Raw genomic sequence first — 17,333 nt, 5'->3', positions numbered from 1 at the left:
GCGTGACTTCAAATAGTGGTGCATGAAATCCAAGCGTTAGTTAGTAACTCCCGTATTTAATATCCCATAATGAATAAGGTCTACAAACTCATTCTCTTTATAAATATGCTGTAACAAAACGCCTTCTTTCAGCATGCCAGATTTTTGCATAACTCGTCCCGAACCAGGATTTGAAGCAAAGAATCTGGCGTACACTTTGTGATAATGTTTTTCTGTAAAAGCAAAATTAATGACCGCTTTTGTTGCTTCTGTAGCATATCCATTACCCCAGTGTTCCTCGCCTATCCAATATCCAAGCTCGCCATTTCTGTGTGTCCGGTTATTTCTCAAACCTATAGCACCATACAGTTCGTTTGTATTTTTATCAGTAATAGCGAATTCATATGAATTATCATTATTGAACTCAACTTCATGTGTTTCAATCCATGATAATGCACAATCAATAGGGTATGGATAAGGTAGAGTTAATGTACTTTTGTAAACATTATAATTATTGCAGAGCTCACTGACACGCTGTGCATCAGACAATGCAAAAGGTCTTAAAATCAATCTTTCAGTAGTAATTGTTCTCTTCTCTGAATTGTACAATGGTGTCCCCCCGTTAAACTAATTATTATAAAACAAATACAAGCCAGATAAACAGAAAACTTGGCCACCACTGCTTGCCCGCTTTCACAAACAGCCAGCCAAATACCAAAGAAAAAGCAGTAATATACAAGCCGCTTTGCAGACCATGCGTCAAATGACCTAATCCCCAAGTCAGCATTAAACCTATTCCCCCATAAGGAAGAGAAGGATTCTTAAACCATACTTCTCCTGCACGCTGCATTAGCGCAACCAATAGTACAACTAGTACAGCTTCCACAATGTAATATATGTTTTGAACCAAGGCAACCCATATGCCCATAAAACCATGTTCTAACTTGAAGTTTTCATATTCTCTATAAATCTGTGGAATGCTCTCCCCATTAATCCAAAATTCCAACACAGCGAACAAAAAGCTTGATATAAAAGCTACAATTAACAAAGGAATGACCTTAGAGCTCCAATGAAAAGATATAACCTGTTCAATCATCTTCCTCTTCCTGAACCAAAGTAGAAACATCATAGCTCCTACTGCCCACAATAGGGTAACTATGCTCCAATGAACAACTAGTACGTACCAAGGGCTGACAAAAAAGTCGTCTATATTAAACAAATCCCCCCATAACCATTGATCTAATCCCATGATGAACATATCCATTCCTAACATTAAAAATACAAGCATTCCTAATAAAAAATATTGAATTCCTGATATATTCCCTTTTTCTTTCACGAAACCTTTCACCCGCCTTATATATTGTCCATTTTTGTACTATATTCCCAAAATTATGATGCTGAAAGTATGGCATCCCTCCATTCTGTTTGTCTGTAACAAATTACTCAATTGAATCAAAGTTAGAAAAATAAAAAAAACAGCACGCATCGATATAAAATCGACGCATGCTGTTTACTTGACCTGGCTTGTCCAAACTAGAATCTAGCCACAAAAAATTCGCGGTCTGCGGGAACGTTAAAGCTTCTTATAGTAGCTCCACTCTCATCTCTTAAAGTGAGAAGATAAGGTACCGATGTTAAGGTACTAATTGTTGGGAATCTAACTACACCAAATTCGTCAAAATCAGCAGTAACCGTTGTAGTTCCAGCTCTCAATGAAGCTGTCCACCCCGTAGTATCTTTAGGTGTACCCGTTGCATTTGTACCAATAGCAACAACAATGAATCTATCCAGAGTCTGTCTAATTCTCCGTTTCTTTCTTGTAGCAGCTGCTTTCGCTTTTTTAGCCGCGAGAACTTTGCTAGCCATAACAGCTTGCTTGTTAACTGGTTTTTTAATCATTGCCATTTATTTCACCACTTTCTTTTTAGGATACGTTAGTAAATGCAAGAATCGTAAGATTTGACCTCTCTTTCACCTACAAATCTGAAAATATGTTAAACCCTAGTTTCATAGTTTCGTGTCCACTAGCTCTGCAGTGCATATAATACCTTCAAGAGGTGATTCATTACTAATGAACGGTCAAAAATGGCTAGAGCAATATCATTCGAAAATGCACCATTCCTTGAGAAAAAGAGTTCAACGTTCCTATTATCCAGGATATAAAGCGAATACCATTCCAGTTATCATTAAATTCAAACAAAAAATAACTACAGCCCAGCTACAGTCTTTACAAAAGCATTTAAAATCCCACGACCTTCCGATCAGACATCATCTTCACCTGCTCAATTCGATATCATCCAAAGTTTCAAAAAGCTGCTTGAACCGGATGTGCCGCTGGGATGGAATCGAGAAAATTTATTTGGATCAAGTCAAAAAAACATCCCTTAATATAGCCACACCATCCATTGGTTCTACAACCGCTCAAAAGAAAAAGGGGCTTACCGGAAAAGGAATAAACATTGCGATTCTTGATACAGGGGTGTATCGTCACCCTGACCTGTTTCGCCCTGTTAACCGTATAGTTGCTTTTAAAGATTTTATCAATCATAGAAAACAGCCCTATGACGATAACGGCCATGGAACTCATATCGCAGGGGATGCAGCAGGCAACGGATGGATGAGTAAAGGAAAATACAAAAGCCCTGCTCCAGAGGCAGGGATAGTAGGTGTCAAAGTACTAGATAAAAATGGCGATGGATATGACTCCACAATCATTAAAGGAATTGAATGGTGTATTGCGAATCGGAGAAGACTTAATCTTCGTATTCTTTCGATGTCATTCGGGGGTAAGGTGAATCTTCCTTGTTCAGATGATCCACTCTGCCAAGCTGTAGAAAAAGCAATTAAAGCCGGACTTAACGTTGTAATAGCTGCTGGAAACAGCGGCCCGGGACGCAGTACGATCGAATCTCCAGGGATTAGTCCTTCAGCAATTACTGTTGGTGCAGTGGATGACCGTCGCACGCTCACGCAAGCGGACGACCGAATCACTTGGTTCTCCAGTCGTGGACCCGCACCGGGAGGAAGGAAGAAACCAGATCTCGTTGCTCCAGGCGAGACGATCATCTCCCTTCGTGCTCCACGATCCAAGCTGGATCGCGAGCTTCCTTATTTGCGGATAGCTAAAAATTACTTTGTGCTGTCCGGTACCAGTGTCTCAACACCAATCGTCTCGGGTGTGATCGCGCAATTACTCCAGAAGAACCCTTCTCTTACGCCTAAGCAAGTAAAATCCATACTAAAAAAGAACACGTTTCGCCTTAAACTAAGTCCTAACACAGCAGGATGCGGTGAGATCAATGCGCGGTTTTTATCGTAAATCCGCTTCTTTTTTAAAGGCAGTAATGACGGAAACCGACAATTCCTCTGTAAATATACCTGTAGGCTCTATTTCTAATAAAGCTGATTTCATATCATCTTCAAAACGTTCTAAGTTATCTCTAAATAATCGCTTAGAAGCATAAGACGTAGAATACAAATTTCCTAGTATCGAATCAACAGTCCAAGTGATGGAATAACTCGGTAATACCTGTCTTTTAACGTCTTTAAAACTGGATCGCTTTACAACATCCTCATGTCTTTCTTGGGGATGTTTATATGTACTTTTTCCGGCTATTCTTTCGTCACCCAACCAGCGTTTCACTACTTCCTCTACCTTTTGTTGCCAAGGTAACGGTTCTAGTTGTTCATTAAAAGTATCAATTACAGCAATACCACCGTTATCATCTAAACTATGATAGAGAACTTCAAGTATGGATTCTCGGTCCATCCAGTGAAACGCCTTAGCCATCATGATGAGACGAAAGGAACCCCAGTCATTGGATAGTTCTTCCGCTCTCCCCTGTTGCCAGCTAACATTCTCAACCCTGTTGTACTGTGATAACAGCTTTGCTTCATCTAGCATCTCTAGTTCAGTATCTACGCCAATGATTTCTTCGAACCAATCCGTAAACCTTAGCGCTAACTGCCCAGTACCACAACCTAAGTCCAGCAACCGGCCCTCTCCGTGAAGTGAGAATTTGTCCACTAGATATCGAATCAGTGAGGACGGATATAGCGGGCGATATCTGGTGTAATAGCTTGCAGTATCTTTGAACAGATCCGGACCATAATCATTCATAGCTGAACTCCCCCTTCTTTTTTACCAAGGACAAAATCATAGCAGATATGTTGTGCAAATAAAAGGCTATCCAGAGCATTCTGGGCAGCCTTTATTTATGTGGATACAGCCCAAAATAATTAAAAATATTGACAATTAACTTCGTTGCATATATGGTTAATTACATAACTAACTAACCAATGAAGTTGGCGGTGAATACATGGGAAACTTAATGGATGATACACGACCGATATTTATGCAGATCGCCGAACGAATAGAAAATGACATCATCGAAGAAACACTGCTGGAGGAATCACAAGTTCCTTCGACAAATCAGTTTGCTGTTTTCTACCAGATCAATCCGGCTACAGCTGCGAAAGGTGTGAATTTGCTTGTGGATCAAGGGATATTGTACAAAAAACGAGGAATCGGTATGTTTGTGGCATCTGGAGCGCGTGCAGTATTGATGGAGAAGAGAAAAGAACAATTTTATGAACAGTATGTAGTAACCATGATCCGTGAAGCTGAAAAATTAGGAATTACGTTGGATCAATTAACAATTATGATTCAGAGGGGAGACAACAAGTCATGAATGAAGTTGTTGAAATCAAAGGATTGACTAAGTCATACGGAAATGTCACTGCCATCCATGAACTCAGTTTTTCTTTGGAGAAAAACAAGATATACGGGCTTCTCGGCAGAAACGGTGCAGGAAAAACCACAATAATGCATATGATCACAGCTCAGCTTTTCCCCACAAGTGGTGTCCTGAACGTATTTGGTGAACATCCATACGAGAATAACCGGGTTCTCAGGCAGATTTGCTTCATTAAGGAAAGCCAAAGGTATCCGGACACGTACCGAATTATCGATGTACTGGAGGTATCCGAATTATTTTTTCCAAACTTTGATCGGGAATATGCCCACTCTTTAATCAAGGATTTCAATCTGCCATTAAAAAGAAGAATAAAAAAGCTATCCCGAGGTATGCTCTCGGCTGTAGGAATTGTAGTAGGTCTAGCCAGCCGTGCTCCGCTTACCATTTTTGACGAACCCTATTTAGGACTTGATGCTGTAGCTAGAAGCCTGTTTTACGATCGCCTAATTGAAGATTATGCTGAATATCCACGCACAGTTGTTTTGTCCACCCATTTGATCGATGAGGTAAGTCAGCTTTTAGAGCATGTTATCGTCATCGACAACGGCAAGCTAATTATTAACGAAGATGCTGAAGCCCTTCGCGGGCAAGCTGTTACGGTAATCGGCGCGACAGCGAAGATCGAAGATTTTATCGCCGGCAAACAAGTCATTTCCCGCGAGTCTTTTGGCGGATTGCTTACGGCCACCATTATCGGTTTCAACGCGAAAGATCACGCACATGCTGAAAAGTTAGGCTTAGAGATCTCACCTGTATCTTTACAGCAATTAATCGTTCATCTCACAAATAAAAAATCTCTAGGAAAGGAAGTGACCGTGTAATGAATCCTACGGCAGGCATGATAAAAATGCATTTCAGAGATAAGTGGTTATGGTTGTATATGCCTTGGGTAATCTTGTTATCCAGCTTCTTGGTAAATGTCATCGTCGCTTCTTTCATCCAAGAACCAATCTATACCGGCGGTCTCGTCTCCATCTTCATTTATATGTTAATCACCGGTATACTCATTTTGGTGCAGACCTTCCCTTTTGCTCTGGGCCTAAGCCAACGCAGAACGGATTATTTCATAGGCACTTCCTTAATGGCTATTATAACTAGCGCCACCTACTCAATTCTCCTCTACCTGCTCGCAATCATTGAAAGCAAGCTCACGGGTGGCTGGGGTTTGGAACTACATTATTTTCATTTGCCCTATTTAAATGATGGTAATGCCATAGAACAGCTGTGGATGTATTTTGTGCTCTTTCTTAATATGTTTTTTCTGGGGCTAATGATATCCAGTATCTTCCGGAGATTTGGCCGAAGCGGTTTGTTCATTTTCTCAGGGGCTATGTTTATCCTGTGCAGTCTCGGTGTATTATTAATGACCTATAATCAGTGGTGGGTAGACCTCTTCAACTGGTTTGCTGGATATACCGCATTTGAACTTGCTTTGTGGTCCATGCCTTTGACAGTTGTGTACGCTCTTTTATCGTTTTTGATGCTGCGTAGAGCAACAGTGTAATTCATTATCCTATAAAAAAACAGGTGTGTCCCAAAAGCCATGCCGGGTGCACCTGTTTTCTTTCGTGTCTTAGACTTTGATCTAGACAACAAACTTTATTGGATTCGAGCATAGTTGCGCGTGCGATGGTGCTATCGGACCCAGCGGGGCGAGTAGCTTAAAAGCAAACGCAGTTCGCTATTGCAGGTAACGACGGGTCGAAACACAGATTAGTATTTCGCTAATCAGCGTGTGCGAAGGCTCTATCGGACCCCGCTGATCTTATTCGTGGCTTTAGAGCATATTGGATTCTATCGGACCCAGCTGACCTTATTCGTGGCTTTAGAGCACATTTGGATTCCTATCGGACCCCACAGTCGCTATTGGTATAAAAAACGCCAATTGTGATCCTTTTTCCATGCTATAGCTGCACTGGGGTCCGATGCTACGCTCAAAAGGTGATAAATGCGCAAATAGCTTCATCTGAGTCCTTTAGCCTCAGGTGATGATGATGACTCCGCGGGGCGAGTAACGTAGAAGCAAAACACTAATTAGTCTTTCCCCAATCTGCGCCTGGAAAGACGCTATAGGACTCCGCTGACCTTATTCGTAGCTTAGAGCACATTTGGTTTTCTATCGGACCCCGCTGACCTTATTCGTAACTTAGAGCACATTTGGTTTTCTATCGGACCCAGCTGATCTTATTCGTGGCTTTAGAGCACATTTGGATTCCTATCGGACCCCACAGTCGCTATTGGCATAAAAAATGCCTTATTCGTTCCTTTTTCCATGCAATAGCTGCACTGGGGTCCGATACTACGCTCAAAAGGCGATAAATGAGCAAATAGCTTCATCTGGGTCCGTTAGCATCAGGTGATGATGATGACTACACAGGGCAGTAACGTAGAAGCAAAATACAAATTAGTTTTTATCCAATCTGCGCGTGGAGAGACGCTATCGGACTCCGCGGACCTTATTCACAGCTTAGAGCACATTTGGTTTTCTATCGGACCCCGCTGACCTTATTCATGGTTTTAGAGCACATTTGGATTCTATCGGACCCAGCTGATCTTATTTGTGGCTTTAGAGCACATTTGGATTCCTATCGGACCCTACAGTCGCTATTGGCATAAAAAACGCCAATTGTGATCCTTTTTCCATGCAATAGCTGCACTGGGGTCCGATACTACGCTCAAAAGGTGATAAATGAGCAAATAGCTTCAGCTAGATCCGTAAGCCTCAGGAGATGATGACGACTCCGCGGGGCGAGTAGCTTAGAAGCAAAAATACAAATTAGTTTTTATCCAATCTGCGCGTGGAGAGACGCTAGCTGACCTTATTTCTAGCATTCGAGCATATTGGATTCTATCGGACCCAGCTAATCTTATTCGTGGCTTTAGAGCAAACTCGGATTTCTATCGGACTAACTGACCTTGTTCGCAGCTTTAGAGTACACTTGGATTCTATCGGGCCAACTGACCTTATTTGTAGCATTAGAGCACTTTGAATTCTTGTCGGACCCCATTGACCTTATTCGCAGCTTTAAAGCAGATTTGGATTCCTATCGGACCCCACAGTCGCTATTGGCATAAAAAACGCCAATTGTGATCCTTTTTCCATGCAATAGCTGCACTGGGGTCCGATACTACGCTCAAAAGTCTATAAATGAGCAAATAGCTTCATCTGGGTCCGTTAGCCTCAGGTGATGGATCTTAAGGATACCTTCCTCTTTCGCACTACCGTCTGCTGATAAACATAAAAAAAGGATTATAGAACTGCTACTAGAGCAGTTCTATAATCCTTTTAGCTATGCGGTCAAGAGGACTCGAACCTCCACGATATTGCTACCACTGGCACCTGAAGCCAGCGCGTCTGCCAATTCCGCCATGACCGCGTATTATAATGACTCGCTTATTGCGGTCACAAGATAGATCATACCACGCTGAGAATCCAACGTCAATATATTTTCGCCGTTTTCTTATCATTCATTAATTTATGGATAATTATTGCTTTTGTTGCCGAATATAAGGTATAATGAGAACAAAAGTTCGCATAATATAAATGAGGTGATTTATAATGGCGACTACAAAGCTAAACACATCCATTATTGATGAAGAAGTAACTAAAGAAGAACTGTCCCTGGTCAGAAGCTATTTGCTGCTAACGTTTATTCATAAAGTGTTCGAACGTGACTGCCGTGTAATCAGTAGAAGCGGCCTGTTTAAGACCCCTCAGCTATATATGGAGCTCGTATCTGGTGCCACAAAGAAGACGTCACTAATGCTTCAAGAGGTTACGCGCGAGCTGAGCTCCCATGATTTGAAGATTACTACCGTTCGCCAAGATCAGCGAGGAGTCGAAGCCTTATATTCCTGCAGAGGATTTCAAGGAGAGATGAATATATTATGGCCAGGCTTCCGTAGAGAAATGATGCTGCGCATGCGCGCGTATCTTGGACTGTCCACAGAACTCTCCATACTCTCCAGAGAAGAGAATGCGTCTGAACTAGCTCTAACTATATAATCCCAAATGATATTACAGAAACAGCTCCCGCCCAGTAGGGCGAGGAGCTGTTTTGTATTATGAAGATTATTACTGCGAAAATTATTACTGTGAAGATTATATATTATCCGGATCTTGTCTTGGTTCACTAAATGGCTGGAATAAATAATTGCGATCCAGCTTCACTACTCGTCTATTCTGACGACGTATCATCACCTGAGAATCATCCCAAGCAAGAACTATCCCTTTTACATCGTTACTTTCCAAGCCATCACGCACTACACGAATTTTCTCACCGGAAATCCGGTAGGCATCCAATTGCTCATCGCTAATCATCATTCATCCCTCCTGTCATAGCTTGTCCTATTTAGTTTCAGAAAAAAGACCCAAATGATAAATCATCTGGGTCTCATGTAGGCAATTAACGACTTGCATGTCTACTAAAGCATTCTTATATCAGCGCTTCATTCTTCTCAAACCAGAAGTCAAGAACTTTAGCGGACATCACACGTTGCTCCAGATACTCCACTTGGTTAGTTGTGAATTTCTCCCTCCACGGGAAGGATAACTCTTCGCACAAACCTTTGATTGTCAGAAGCTCTGACCAGGCTACATAGCGTTTGTACCAAAAAAACTGAGGATGTTCAATCATATAGGGATACAGATCGTCGAATTCCGTGTGTTTGCAATCCAGCGCACGCTCGAAATGATCCTTGGCCTCGGTTAATTTATCAATAAAAAATTGTTCAGTCACCGGTTCTTTCCCCATTGTGACGCCTCCTCCCTATGTCTAATTTTTATTATAAAGGAAAATCCATAGGGTGAAAAGCAGTTGTTTAAAAAATAGGCCTGTTCTTATTGCCAATTAGGCTATTCCCCAAATTCGATGGTGCCTCCATTTAGAGAGGTAATTCTTACGAGTGACTCCAGACGAATGCCTTGCTCTCTGATCGTCCGAGCCCCTGCCTGAAAGCTTTTTTCTACTACAACACCAAGACCAACTAGCTCAGCGCCAGAACGTTGAATGATCTTAATCAATCCACGCGCTGCATCACCATTGGCAATAATATCATCAATAAAGAGGATTTTATCCTCTGGAGAGATGAACTGGCGAGACAACATAATATCGGTAACGATACCTTTTGTAAAAGACGGAACTCTTTCGCAAAGCGCATCCGGATCAGCTAACAGTGTTTTTTTGCGGCGTGCAAAAACTAGCGGCACCTTTAATTCATACGCGGTGGCAAATGCCACGGCAATGCCCGAGGATTCAACGGTCACAATACGTGTAATTCCTGAGTCCGCAAACCTCCCGGCAAACTCCCGTCCCATTTCCATCGTAAGCTGTGGATCAACCTGATGATTTAGCAGTGCATCCAGCTTCAGCACCTCATCCGAAACGACGACACCTTCTTCCAAAATCCGCTGTTTCAACACTTCCATGACTTTGAACCTCCAATACCCTTTATAATCGCAGACATTCCGTACAAATTAATCACTGATCATAAAGCAATTACGACGGAAGTCATGTCCTACTGATCCTCATCATAACCTGTACTATACAGAGTACACAAGGTTATCCTGCATAGCACTCGTTATGATTTTTCTTTAGCTTCGTAAAACTATTAGGAGGGGAGCCATGAAATCACATGTCCGAACATTACAGATCGCTTTCACTTATATTGGCACCATTGTAGGAGCCGGATTCGCCACCGGGCAGGAAATATTAAAATTTTTCACACGTTACGGGCACTGGGCAGTCCTGACCATCCTGCTCTCAACTATATTGTTCATATGGCTGGGTACAAAAATGATGGTCATTGCTCGGCGAATAGAAGCGGAATCCTATGAGGACTTTAACCGTCACCTCTTCGGGGAACAGGTCGGAAGCACCATCAGTTTGTTCACGATGGTCGTCCTGATCGGAGTAAACAGTATTATGCTTGCAGGGGCCGGCGCTATTTTTCAGGAGCATCTCGGACTTCATTATCAGACTGGACTACTTATCACATTGCTTGGTTCATACTTTCTGCTAAAACGAGGGATTTCCGGTATTCTGCAAATGAACAGTATTGTTGTTCCTTTAATGCTTACTCTGTCACTTATCATTATTTTTAATACTTTTCAAATTCCGGGAGCTGGACGGTTCCTGTTCCTTGATAACGATCGCTCTCTCTTTGGGGCATGGATGTCACCGCTGCTCTACACCGCCTTTAATTTAGGGATGGCACAAGCTGTTTTAGTCCCTATGGCTCGTCACACAGAGGAAGAAAAATCCCTTGTATGGGGCGGTATTATTGGGGGTACCGGGATTGGTTTTATGTTGATTGCCGCACATTTCGCAATGAGCTCACAGATGCCAGGGATTCTCAAGTTTGAAATTCCGATGGGCAGCATCGCCGTCCGGTTGGGTACTGTAGTGCAAACTATATATCTGCTGCTGATCTTTTTGGAGATCTTCAGCACTTTTGTCGCCGATATTTATGGAGTAGCTGTACAGCTTAAGCAACGGCTTCCCCTATCAACTGCACTAATCACACCTCTTCTGATGTTGGTCTGCTATTTACTGAGCCAGTTCGGCTTTAGTTCACTGCTCTCCGTGTTCTACCCAATCTTCGGAGGTTTATCACTGGTCTGGGCTGTCAAACTGCTACGAACACCATGGTCCTCTCCACCAGGTATTAATACTTCATCGAACTCAAAGGAGAAGGGGAACAGTCTCGTATCCGTAAAACCAATCACCCGAACTACACGGAAATAACCGCTGCTGTAGGAATCATACGTGCTGCCGCTTCCGCCACATGCTTGTGACAGGTCATCATCACAATCTGGCGGGAGATCGACAGTTCTCCAAGAAGTCCAAGCGCAGCATGAAGACGAGACTCATCAAAGTTAACGAAGAGATCATCGAATAACAGCGGCAGCGATACTTGCCGTGACATGGTCTCTGCCAATGCCAGCCGGATGGCAAGATACAGCTGTTCTGCCGTCCCTCGGCTGAGCAGTCCACTGTCCAGCAGTCCCCCGTCCTTGTGTTCAGCTTTCAGCTCTTTATGCCCTAGTGTCATAACAACCCTTTTGTATTCCCCTTCCGTCAGCTTGGAGAAATAATCTGAGGCAAGCAGTAATACCTGTGGCTGCTTCTCCTGCTCATACACACGGCGAGTTCGCCCGATTAGTTCGGCAGTTATCGCTGCCACTGCATATTTATCAGCCACGATCCGCAAGGCTGCTCTCTGCTCTTCCAGTTGCTGAATAACGGAATCCTCCACGCAGCGCTCCTTCAAATACTCCCTTTCCTGAAGCAGCTTGCCTCGTTGCTCCAGCAGGGTGTTCCAACCCTCTTCCTGCCGTTCCATCAATTCTTCAGCCGATGACCGCTCCAGCTGCAATGCTTCCGCATCATGATGATTTAATAATTCCAGCAGAGCAGCAACCCGCTCCTCCTCCCAACCACCGAACATAGCAAGCTCCCACTGGCGAATCGATTTATTCAGATCACTGCGCCGCTGCACAGCTGCTGACCTGCGTAAGAAATCCTCTCCACCAGTCGCCCCGCCTTCCTGTATCAGAAGCTCACGATGTTCTCTCAGCTCACCTAATATCCTGTGGCTCTCCTTGAGTTCTTCATCCACATCCTGCAATCTTGACTGCATAGTTTCCCGGCGAATCAAGTCCTTTTTCAGATCATCCCATGCTCTTTTTCGCAGTTCCAGCCAGCTTAGTAAGGTTAATGCAGATACTCGTTTCCCCTCTTGCGGATCTATTTCAAAGCCAGCTGCCGCTACACCAGACTCGTCGCCAAGATCAGCACCCGACTCATAAATAAGAGCGAGCAGCTCCTCCTCAAACATGTTACATTCTGCTTCCAGCTCCTTCAATCGTAAGGAGAGTTTATTCTCTTGGCGCAGCAGCTCATTCCCTTGTTCAACCATAGCAAAAATATCCGGCAGCCCTTCAGGAGATAATCCTTCAGGCAACCTGCGTTGGCAAAGCCATTCTTCATATTGCTCAGCCGTTTCCGTGAATGCCGCCTCCGCCCGGTGCATTTCTTCAGCGAGCAGCTTCTCTTGGCCTGCCAGCGTCTCCAGCTCCGTGCGGCAGGCATCACGCTCGGCGGCATAGCGTTCGATGCGCTGCCGCCAAGCTGACCAAGCCTCCATGAGCCTGCGAAGCTCCCTCATGGAGGCCTCCAGCCCGCCTGCGTCAGGGCTGGACCCCGGGGCGGCCGTCCGCCGCCCCGGCACAACGCTCTCCGGCTCCGCCCCGGAGAGCAGCTGCCCCCGCAGCCGCAGCATCTCGGCTGCGGCTGCGCTGACGTCCCCGCCATGCTCTGGCGGGGACGCTTCCACCCGGCGCGCTCCGCGCAAGCCGGCCCAAAGGGCCAGATCGGCCGCGCCCAGCAGGCCGATCGCAAGCACGGCGCTGGCCGGCGGAGCACCGGTCAGCCACAGCGCTGCGGGCAGCAGCACGGTTAGTGCTGCCCCAGCCCACAGCAGGCGCCGGTAGAGCGCGGCCATGCGCTTCGCGCCAAGGCCGTCACTTCCGGCGCCGCGCGCTGGCCCTTCGCTGAGCTGCGCTTCGCGCCAGCGTTCGGCCGCCTGCTGCAGCTCGTCCCACAGCTGCAGCACTTCACGGGCGCTGCGCGGAGCCAGCTGCGCAAAAGCTTCCGCGCCGGTAGCGTGCTCACGCGCCAGCGCCCGTTCTGCTGCTTGGAGCGACGCTGAGGCAGCGGCCAAACGGGAGCGCAACGACTGCCGCGTTGCACCCTCCGCCTCCATGCGGCGGTCATAACTAGCGAACGCCGCCGCAAACTTCCGTGCAGCTTCACGATCCGCCGCTGTCCCAGAGAACGAAGTCAGCTCTGCAGGGCCCCAGCTCACATCAATGCCGCGCAGAATTCGCCGCAAATGCTCATTCAGCGCCGTTAATTCTCCCTCAAGCCGCTGTCTTTCCGTTCTACGGTTCTCGTAACTGCTCCGATGCCGGTCCAGCCGCTCTAAAACAGGCCCCTGTGCTGCTAATACTTCATCTGGAGGGTTCTTTGCCAGTTCAATAGTAAGCTCGCTTAGAAGACGTTCATAACGTACTACTGATCCCTGTGCATTCCGAATTTCTCCTTCAAACGCCTGAAAGCGAGTTGCTCCTTCTTCAGGAAAGGCTGAAATCAATGGCAATCCTTGCAGCTCTAGCTGAGCCTCGCTCCACTTTAACCACAGCTCACGGACTTCCTGTGCTTTTCGAAACATCACTAGCTGCTCTCCAGTGAGCTTGCGCTGTTGCTCCAATTCATCTAGCTCCGACTCCGTTACCCTCAATGCCACTATATTATCGTTATATCGCGGAAGATAAGAACGACTCTCAACCATTTGTCGCTCAAGCTTTTCTATGGCTTGCACAACTTTTGCTGCTTCTTGCAGCTTGCCACGAGGTTTGTACAGCTTCTCAGCTTCCTGCACCAAACGGCGTTCCGCGCGCATGATTGCACCGCCACCGCCCATACCTGCATGAAAAAGAAAGCTGCTCATCTCCTCAGATTGAAGGGCAGCAAGCTCCTGCAGCTCGTCCAGTGAAACTGCGAACAATTGCTGGAACATACTCCTAGAGATCCCCCCAAGTAAATGTCGTTCCATTTCAGCTTGTCCCAGCTCTTGAGTCATTTCATTTGGATGATTTACTGTAATGTTAAGCTTTTCATTTCTTCCTGATCCCTCAGCACCTGAAGCAAAACGGCGAATGGTCCACAAACCATCATTACTGTCACGTATCTTCAAGGTTCCCCCATGCAATCCGCCTTGCAAAGGTTCATACCTTTCCAAGGGATTTCCACGGCTTGGAATTCCAAACAGCATAGAGCGTATGAATTGCAGTGTCGTACTTTTTCCTGCTTCATTACGCCCATAAAGTACGGTCACTCCCTGCGTTAAATGAATCTCTCGATTGTGAAGACGCCCGAAGCCATTGATATGCAAATGTTCAATTCTCATCGTTTTGCCCTCCGGCTTGTTGATACGAAAGACTTTCCGCCGCTTCAACAGTATCATCCATCCCGCCAAGCATCGTGATTCCCTGCTCTGCTGCACCACGTAGCCAGCTCAATTTCTCTTCTTGACTAGTCATAGACAACAGCTTTCGCAGCTCCTGATTCTCCAATAGCGGTTTAAGCGCACTATTTAATAGTTCTTCGAGCGCTTCCGGGAAATGTTCCGTATGCTCTGCAATGCGCAGCATTTCTCCAAGAAAACTATCCTCTTCCAATAAGCGTTGGCGATCAATAGCTAAACCGGACTCTATAGCGAACCCTTCCGTCCAGACAAGCCCTTTGTAATCTTTACGCTCAGCCCTAATCGCCTCACGGCGCTGGAGTTCAGACAGCAAATCCTCTGCTGCCCCTTTTTCAGCCAATACTTTATGTACGTCCCCTCGCGCAATCAGACGAAATCTGACCACCGACATGAGCTCCGGGAGCTCCGCGCGGATGTCTTCAATAACCTGCTCCACTTTCTGTATCCATTCTGCTTCATTGCTTAATCCTTCTATAGATAAGTCTCTAACCTGCCAGCGAACGAAATCCAGTTCATGAAATTGCAGAGTGGATCTTCCAGCCTCATCTACATCCACAATATAACAACCTTTAGCTCCGGTTTCCTTAATGCTGCGCCCTTGTATATTGCCTGGATATACAATCACAGGCTTCTCATGCAGTACACTACGTTTATGAATATGTCCAAGCGCCCAATAATCAAACCCCCGTTCGATAAGGTCCCTGCGACTGCAAGGAGAATAGGTCTCATGCAGCAAATCACCGTCTACATTGCCATGCAGCATCGCAATATGAAACAGGCGGCTGCCAGGTTTACGAGAAAAGGTTACTGCTGTGTTGTTCGTCACTTTCGCCGTTGGGTAAGAGATTCCACTAACGATGGCAACTTCTTGGCCATCTATACGGCGGCAAGCTGTAGCGTGATCTGGCTTCTCTCCACCAAATACGGTAACATGCTTTGGCATTTCCGTTGTCAGACGCAGTCCGTCAAGCGGATCGTGGTTGCCATGAATCAGGAACACGTGAATCCCGTGCTCACCGAGTTCTTTGAGCGCTTCCTGAAATCGCAGCTGTCCCTGTAATGATGCATCTGAAACATCATACACATCTCCACTAATGACAATAAAATCAACATTCTCTTGGATCGCAACGCGGACAAGCCGCCCGAGGGCGGCAAAGGTAGACTCACGTAAATAAGCACGAATGGCTGGCGAAATATGCGCCAGCCCGGCAAAACGGCTATCCAGATGTAAATCAGCAGTATGCAGAAAGCGAAATGGAATCATAGGTGCTCACCCTTTCGTTCCTGAAGGATACTGTAAATAGGTTTTTTTAAGTTCATTAGCAACTCGTGTCAACGAATATAGGCTTTTGGCTTTATCCCATGCGGAGCGCGAAAGCTCATAACGATAAGCCGGATCAGATATCACCTTCTCTAATGCATCAGCAAGAGCAATCTCATCGTCAGGACTGACCAATAAACCATTCACACCATCTTCAATCTGCTCCGGTATTCCGCCCACATTTGTCCCCACTAAAGCCAGGCAGCTAAGTGCCGCTTCCGCAAACACTGAACCGAACGCCTCCGCCCGAGAGGGCAATACGAAAATATCAAAGAATGGCATGAATTCTTCAGGGTGCAGCGTATATCCGTAAAAGATCGTTTCATTATAGATCCCTAAATGTTGGGCCATCTTTTCCAGATCCGCACGTGAAGGACCGTCGCCAATAATATGCAGTACATACTCATGGCCGCGATTTTTAAGCTCCGCGCAAGCTTTGAGTAATATATCTATTCCTTTAGCCGGAACCAGACGTGTCACGGTCACTAGCTGCGGAATAGCATTATCATGCGGAACAGGCTTAAATCTTTTTTCATCAAAACCATTCGGAATAACACCTATATTAGAAGGATCAATAATATAAGGGGCCACATAATCTGCAAAAGATCGCGACACCGTCATTAATCGATCACTAACATGCTCAAGTTCACGATAAAGTGAGACTAGAAAACGATGCTCCAAGCCATCCTCTGAAATCGCTCCATTTAAAATCAATTCTCGCTCGTAACTGGAATGCAGGGTATGAATTAATGGAGTATCAGGGAACACTTTTTTCATTGCTAAGCCAGCAATCGGATGATGGGAATGAATAAGATCATAGGGCTTACTCATCCGCAGTTTCGTCCACCATAAATAATCACGATAGGTCTGAATATATTTCTGAACGATCGGACTTTCTCCATACTGCGTCCAATCAAACGTCTCGAATATTACTTCCTCATGCCCCTTATTGCGAATCCGCTTAGGCAGCCAAAACAAATCCATCTCCCAACGGCTTGAACGGAATCTTTCCTGAAGATAAGGGATCATAGATGATACCCCACCGGGTTGCTCCGGCGGGAAGAAGAGCGCTTGCAGCAAATTCATATGGTACATCCCCTTTACAATTGCCCTGTGTACTGTAAGACTTGGCAATTATGATATAGTTGAATATATGTAGAATTTCAGGTACGATTACGTTCCCCATACCTTGATTTTATCGGTATAAACATGAAACAGCAACTAAG

General features: G+C 45.3%; 17 protein-coding genes and 1 tRNA gene. 7 read left to right on the top strand and 11 right to left on the bottom strand.

Translation table 11 applies throughout. The features are described from left to right. Positions 1–36: 36 nt before the first annotated feature. The 3 genes from MKY54_RS11370 to MKY54_RS11360 form a co-directional block, all read right to left on the bottom strand. Positions 37–588 carry a GNAT family N-acetyltransferase gene (locus tag MKY54_RS11370; RefSeq protein WP_076280935.1) on the bottom strand — a complete coding sequence of 184 codons (552 nt, stop codon included), beginning with the start codon at positions 586–588 and terminating at the stop codon, positions 37–39. 25 nt (positions 589–613) lie between these two features. Continuing rightward, entirely contained in the window at positions 614–1,315 is a 702-nt protein-coding gene (locus MKY54_RS11365) for a hypothetical protein (protein WP_076304824.1), read from the bottom strand. A 197-nt stretch (positions 1,316–1,512) separates the two neighbouring features. Then, positions 1,513–1,884 carry a hypothetical protein gene (locus MKY54_RS11360; RefSeq protein WP_081383124.1) on the bottom strand — a complete coding sequence of 124 codons (372 nt, stop codon included), beginning with the start codon at positions 1,882–1,884 and terminating at the stop codon, positions 1,513–1,515. 166 nt (positions 1,885–2,050) lie between these two features. On the opposite strand from MKY54_RS11360, the gene MKY54_RS11355 reads away from it, so the two are divergent. Continuing rightward, positions 2,051–3,298 (top strand): S8 family peptidase, encoded by a 1,248-nt coding sequence (locus tag MKY54_RS11355; RefSeq protein ID WP_339190496.1) that lies wholly within the window; start codon positions 2,051–2,053, stop codon positions 3,296–3,298. Here MKY54_RS11355 and MKY54_RS11350 read toward each other — a convergent pair. After that, a complete protein-coding gene (locus MKY54_RS11350; protein WP_076280937.1) occupies positions 3,290–4,099 on the bottom strand; it encodes a class I SAM-dependent methyltransferase in 810 nt (269 codons plus the stop codon). The genes MKY54_RS11355 and MKY54_RS11350 overlap by 9 nt on opposite strands. 199 nt (positions 4,100–4,298) lie before the next feature. On the opposite strand from MKY54_RS11350, the gene MKY54_RS11345 reads away from it, so the two are divergent. The 4 genes from MKY54_RS11345 to MKY54_RS11330 all read left to right on the top strand — a co-directional run bounded on the left by MKY54_RS11345 (position 4,299) and on the right by MKY54_RS11330 (position 7,811). Next, positions 4,299–4,670, top strand: a complete 372-nt coding sequence (locus MKY54_RS11345) for a GntR family transcriptional regulator (protein WP_036689422.1) — start codon at positions 4,299–4,301, stop codon at positions 4,668–4,670. Beyond that, positions 4,667–5,557 carry an ABC transporter ATP-binding protein gene (locus tag MKY54_RS11340; protein ID WP_076280938.1) on the top strand — a complete coding sequence of 297 codons (891 nt, stop codon included), beginning with the start codon at positions 4,667–4,669 and terminating at the stop codon, positions 5,555–5,557. The genes MKY54_RS11345 and MKY54_RS11340 overlap by 4 nt, the downstream gene beginning before the upstream one ends. Continuing rightward, positions 5,557–6,240, top strand: coding sequence for a hypothetical protein (locus MKY54_RS11335; protein WP_076219465.1), 684 nt, complete (start codon positions 5,557–5,559; stop codon positions 6,238–6,240). The genes MKY54_RS11340 and MKY54_RS11335 overlap by 1 nt, the downstream gene beginning before the upstream one ends. 1,412 nt (positions 6,241–7,652) lie before the next feature. Beyond that, positions 7,653–7,811, top strand: a complete 159-nt coding sequence (locus MKY54_RS11330; protein WP_339190494.1) for a hypothetical protein — start codon at positions 7,653–7,655, stop codon at positions 7,809–7,811. Between the two features lie 218 nt (positions 7,812–8,029). Here the strand turns inward: MKY54_RS11330 and MKY54_RS11325 are convergent. Further along, positions 8,030–8,113 (bottom strand) — tRNA-Leu (locus MKY54_RS11325). 182 nt (positions 8,114–8,295) lie between these two features. Here MKY54_RS11325 and MKY54_RS11320 point away from each other — a divergent pair. Next, on the top strand, positions 8,296–8,742 hold the full coding sequence (locus MKY54_RS11320) for a hypothetical protein (protein ID WP_051491615.1): 447 nt from the start codon (positions 8,296–8,298) through the stop codon (positions 8,740–8,742). Positions 8,743–8,838: 96 nt separating this feature from the next. On the opposite strand, the gene MKY54_RS11315 is transcribed toward MKY54_RS11320, so the two are convergent. The 3 genes from MKY54_RS11315 to MKY54_RS11305 form a co-directional block, all read right to left on the bottom strand. Further along, positions 8,839–9,057: a hypothetical protein gene (locus MKY54_RS11315; protein WP_036689413.1), complete on the bottom strand. Its 219-nt coding sequence runs from the start codon at positions 9,055–9,057 to the stop codon at positions 8,839–8,841. A 115-nt stretch (positions 9,058–9,172) separates the two neighbouring features. Beyond that, positions 9,173–9,490, bottom strand: a complete 318-nt coding sequence (locus MKY54_RS11310) for a hypothetical protein (RefSeq protein WP_036689410.1) — start codon at positions 9,488–9,490, stop codon at positions 9,173–9,175. 101 nt (positions 9,491–9,591) lie between these two features. After that, positions 9,592–10,164 (bottom strand): xanthine phosphoribosyltransferase, encoded by a 573-nt coding sequence (locus MKY54_RS11305; protein WP_038569895.1) that lies wholly within the window; start codon positions 10,162–10,164, stop codon positions 9,592–9,594. 196 nt (positions 10,165–10,360) lie between these two features. Between MKY54_RS11305 and MKY54_RS11300 the strand changes: the two genes are divergently transcribed. Beyond that, positions 10,361–11,482, top strand: coding sequence for a hypothetical protein (locus MKY54_RS11300; RefSeq protein WP_076143264.1), 1,122 nt, complete (start codon positions 10,361–10,363; stop codon positions 11,480–11,482). Here the strand turns inward: MKY54_RS11300 and MKY54_RS11295 are convergent. From MKY54_RS11295 to MKY54_RS11285, 3 genes are read right to left on the bottom strand one after another with little or no spacing between them, the layout of a single operon-like run. Beyond that, a complete protein-coding gene (locus tag MKY54_RS11295; protein WP_339190491.1) occupies positions 11,469–14,708 on the bottom strand; it encodes an AAA family ATPase in 3,240 nt (1,079 codons plus the stop codon). The genes MKY54_RS11300 and MKY54_RS11295 overlap by 14 nt on opposite strands. Further along, positions 14,698–16,050, bottom strand: coding sequence for a DNA repair exonuclease (locus MKY54_RS11290; protein WP_339190489.1), 1,353 nt, complete (start codon positions 16,048–16,050; stop codon positions 14,698–14,700). The genes MKY54_RS11295 and MKY54_RS11290 overlap by 11 nt, the downstream gene beginning before the upstream one ends. Positions 16,051–16,056: 6 nt before the next feature. After that, positions 16,057–17,193 carry a glycosyltransferase family 4 protein gene (locus MKY54_RS11285; RefSeq protein WP_036689393.1) on the bottom strand — a complete coding sequence of 379 codons (1,137 nt, stop codon included), beginning with the start codon at positions 17,191–17,193 and terminating at the stop codon, positions 16,057–16,059. Positions 17,194–17,333 lie beyond the last annotated feature (140 nt).

This window comes from Paenibacillus sp. FSL P2-0121 (assembly GCF_037975345.1).
Lineage (GTDB): Bacteria > Bacillota > Bacilli > Paenibacillales > Paenibacillaceae > Paenibacillus_AQ > Paenibacillus_AQ odorifer.
The sequence above is the reverse complement of the archived record's forward strand: the minus strand, read 5'-3'. Positions and strand labels throughout refer to the sequence as shown.

Coding starts and splice junctions, on each gene's coding strand:
- MKY54_RS11360 (WP_081383124.1), bottom strand. CDS start 1,884: ATGGCAATGATTAAAAAACCAGTTAACAAGCAAGCTGTTATGGCTAGC.
- MKY54_RS11355 (WP_339190496.1), top strand. CDS start 2,051: ATGAACGGTCAAAAATGGCTAGAGCAATATCATTCGAAAATGCACCAT.
- MKY54_RS11350 (WP_076280937.1), bottom strand. CDS start 4,099: ATGAATGATTATGGTCCGGATCTGTTCAAAGATACTGCAAGCTATTAC.
- MKY54_RS11345 (WP_036689422.1), top strand. CDS start 4,299: ATGGGAAACTTAATGGATGATACACGACCGATATTTATGCAGATCGCC.
- MKY54_RS11340 (WP_076280938.1), top strand. CDS start 4,667: ATGAATGAAGTTGTTGAAATCAAAGGATTGACTAAGTCATACGGAAAT.
- MKY54_RS11335 (WP_076219465.1), top strand. CDS start 5,557: ATGAATCCTACGGCAGGCATGATAAAAATGCATTTCAGAGATAAGTGG.
- MKY54_RS11320 (WP_051491615.1), top strand. CDS start 8,296: ATGGCGACTACAAAGCTAAACACATCCATTATTGATGAAGAAGTAACT.
- MKY54_RS11315 (WP_036689413.1), bottom strand. CDS start 9,057: ATGATTAGCGATGAGCAATTGGATGCCTACCGGATTTCCGGTGAGAAA.
- MKY54_RS11310 (WP_036689410.1), bottom strand. CDS start 9,490: ATGGGGAAAGAACCGGTGACTGAACAATTTTTTATTGATAAATTAACC.
- MKY54_RS11305 (WP_038569895.1), bottom strand. CDS start 10,164: ATGGAAGTGTTGAAACAGCGGATTTTGGAAGAAGGTGTCGTCGTTTCG.
- MKY54_RS11300 (WP_076143264.1), top strand. CDS start 10,361: ATGAAATCACATGTCCGAACATTACAGATCGCTTTCACTTATATTGGC.
- MKY54_RS11295 (WP_339190491.1), bottom strand. CDS start 14,708: ATGAGAATTGAACATTTGCATATCAATGGCTTCGGGCGTCTTCACAAT.
- MKY54_RS11290 (WP_339190489.1), bottom strand. CDS start 16,050: ATGATTCCATTTCGCTTTCTGCATACTGCTGATTTACATCTGGATAGC.
- MKY54_RS11285 (WP_036689393.1), bottom strand. CDS start 17,193: ATGAATTTGCTGCAAGCGCTCTTCTTCCCGCCGGAGCAACCCGGTGGG.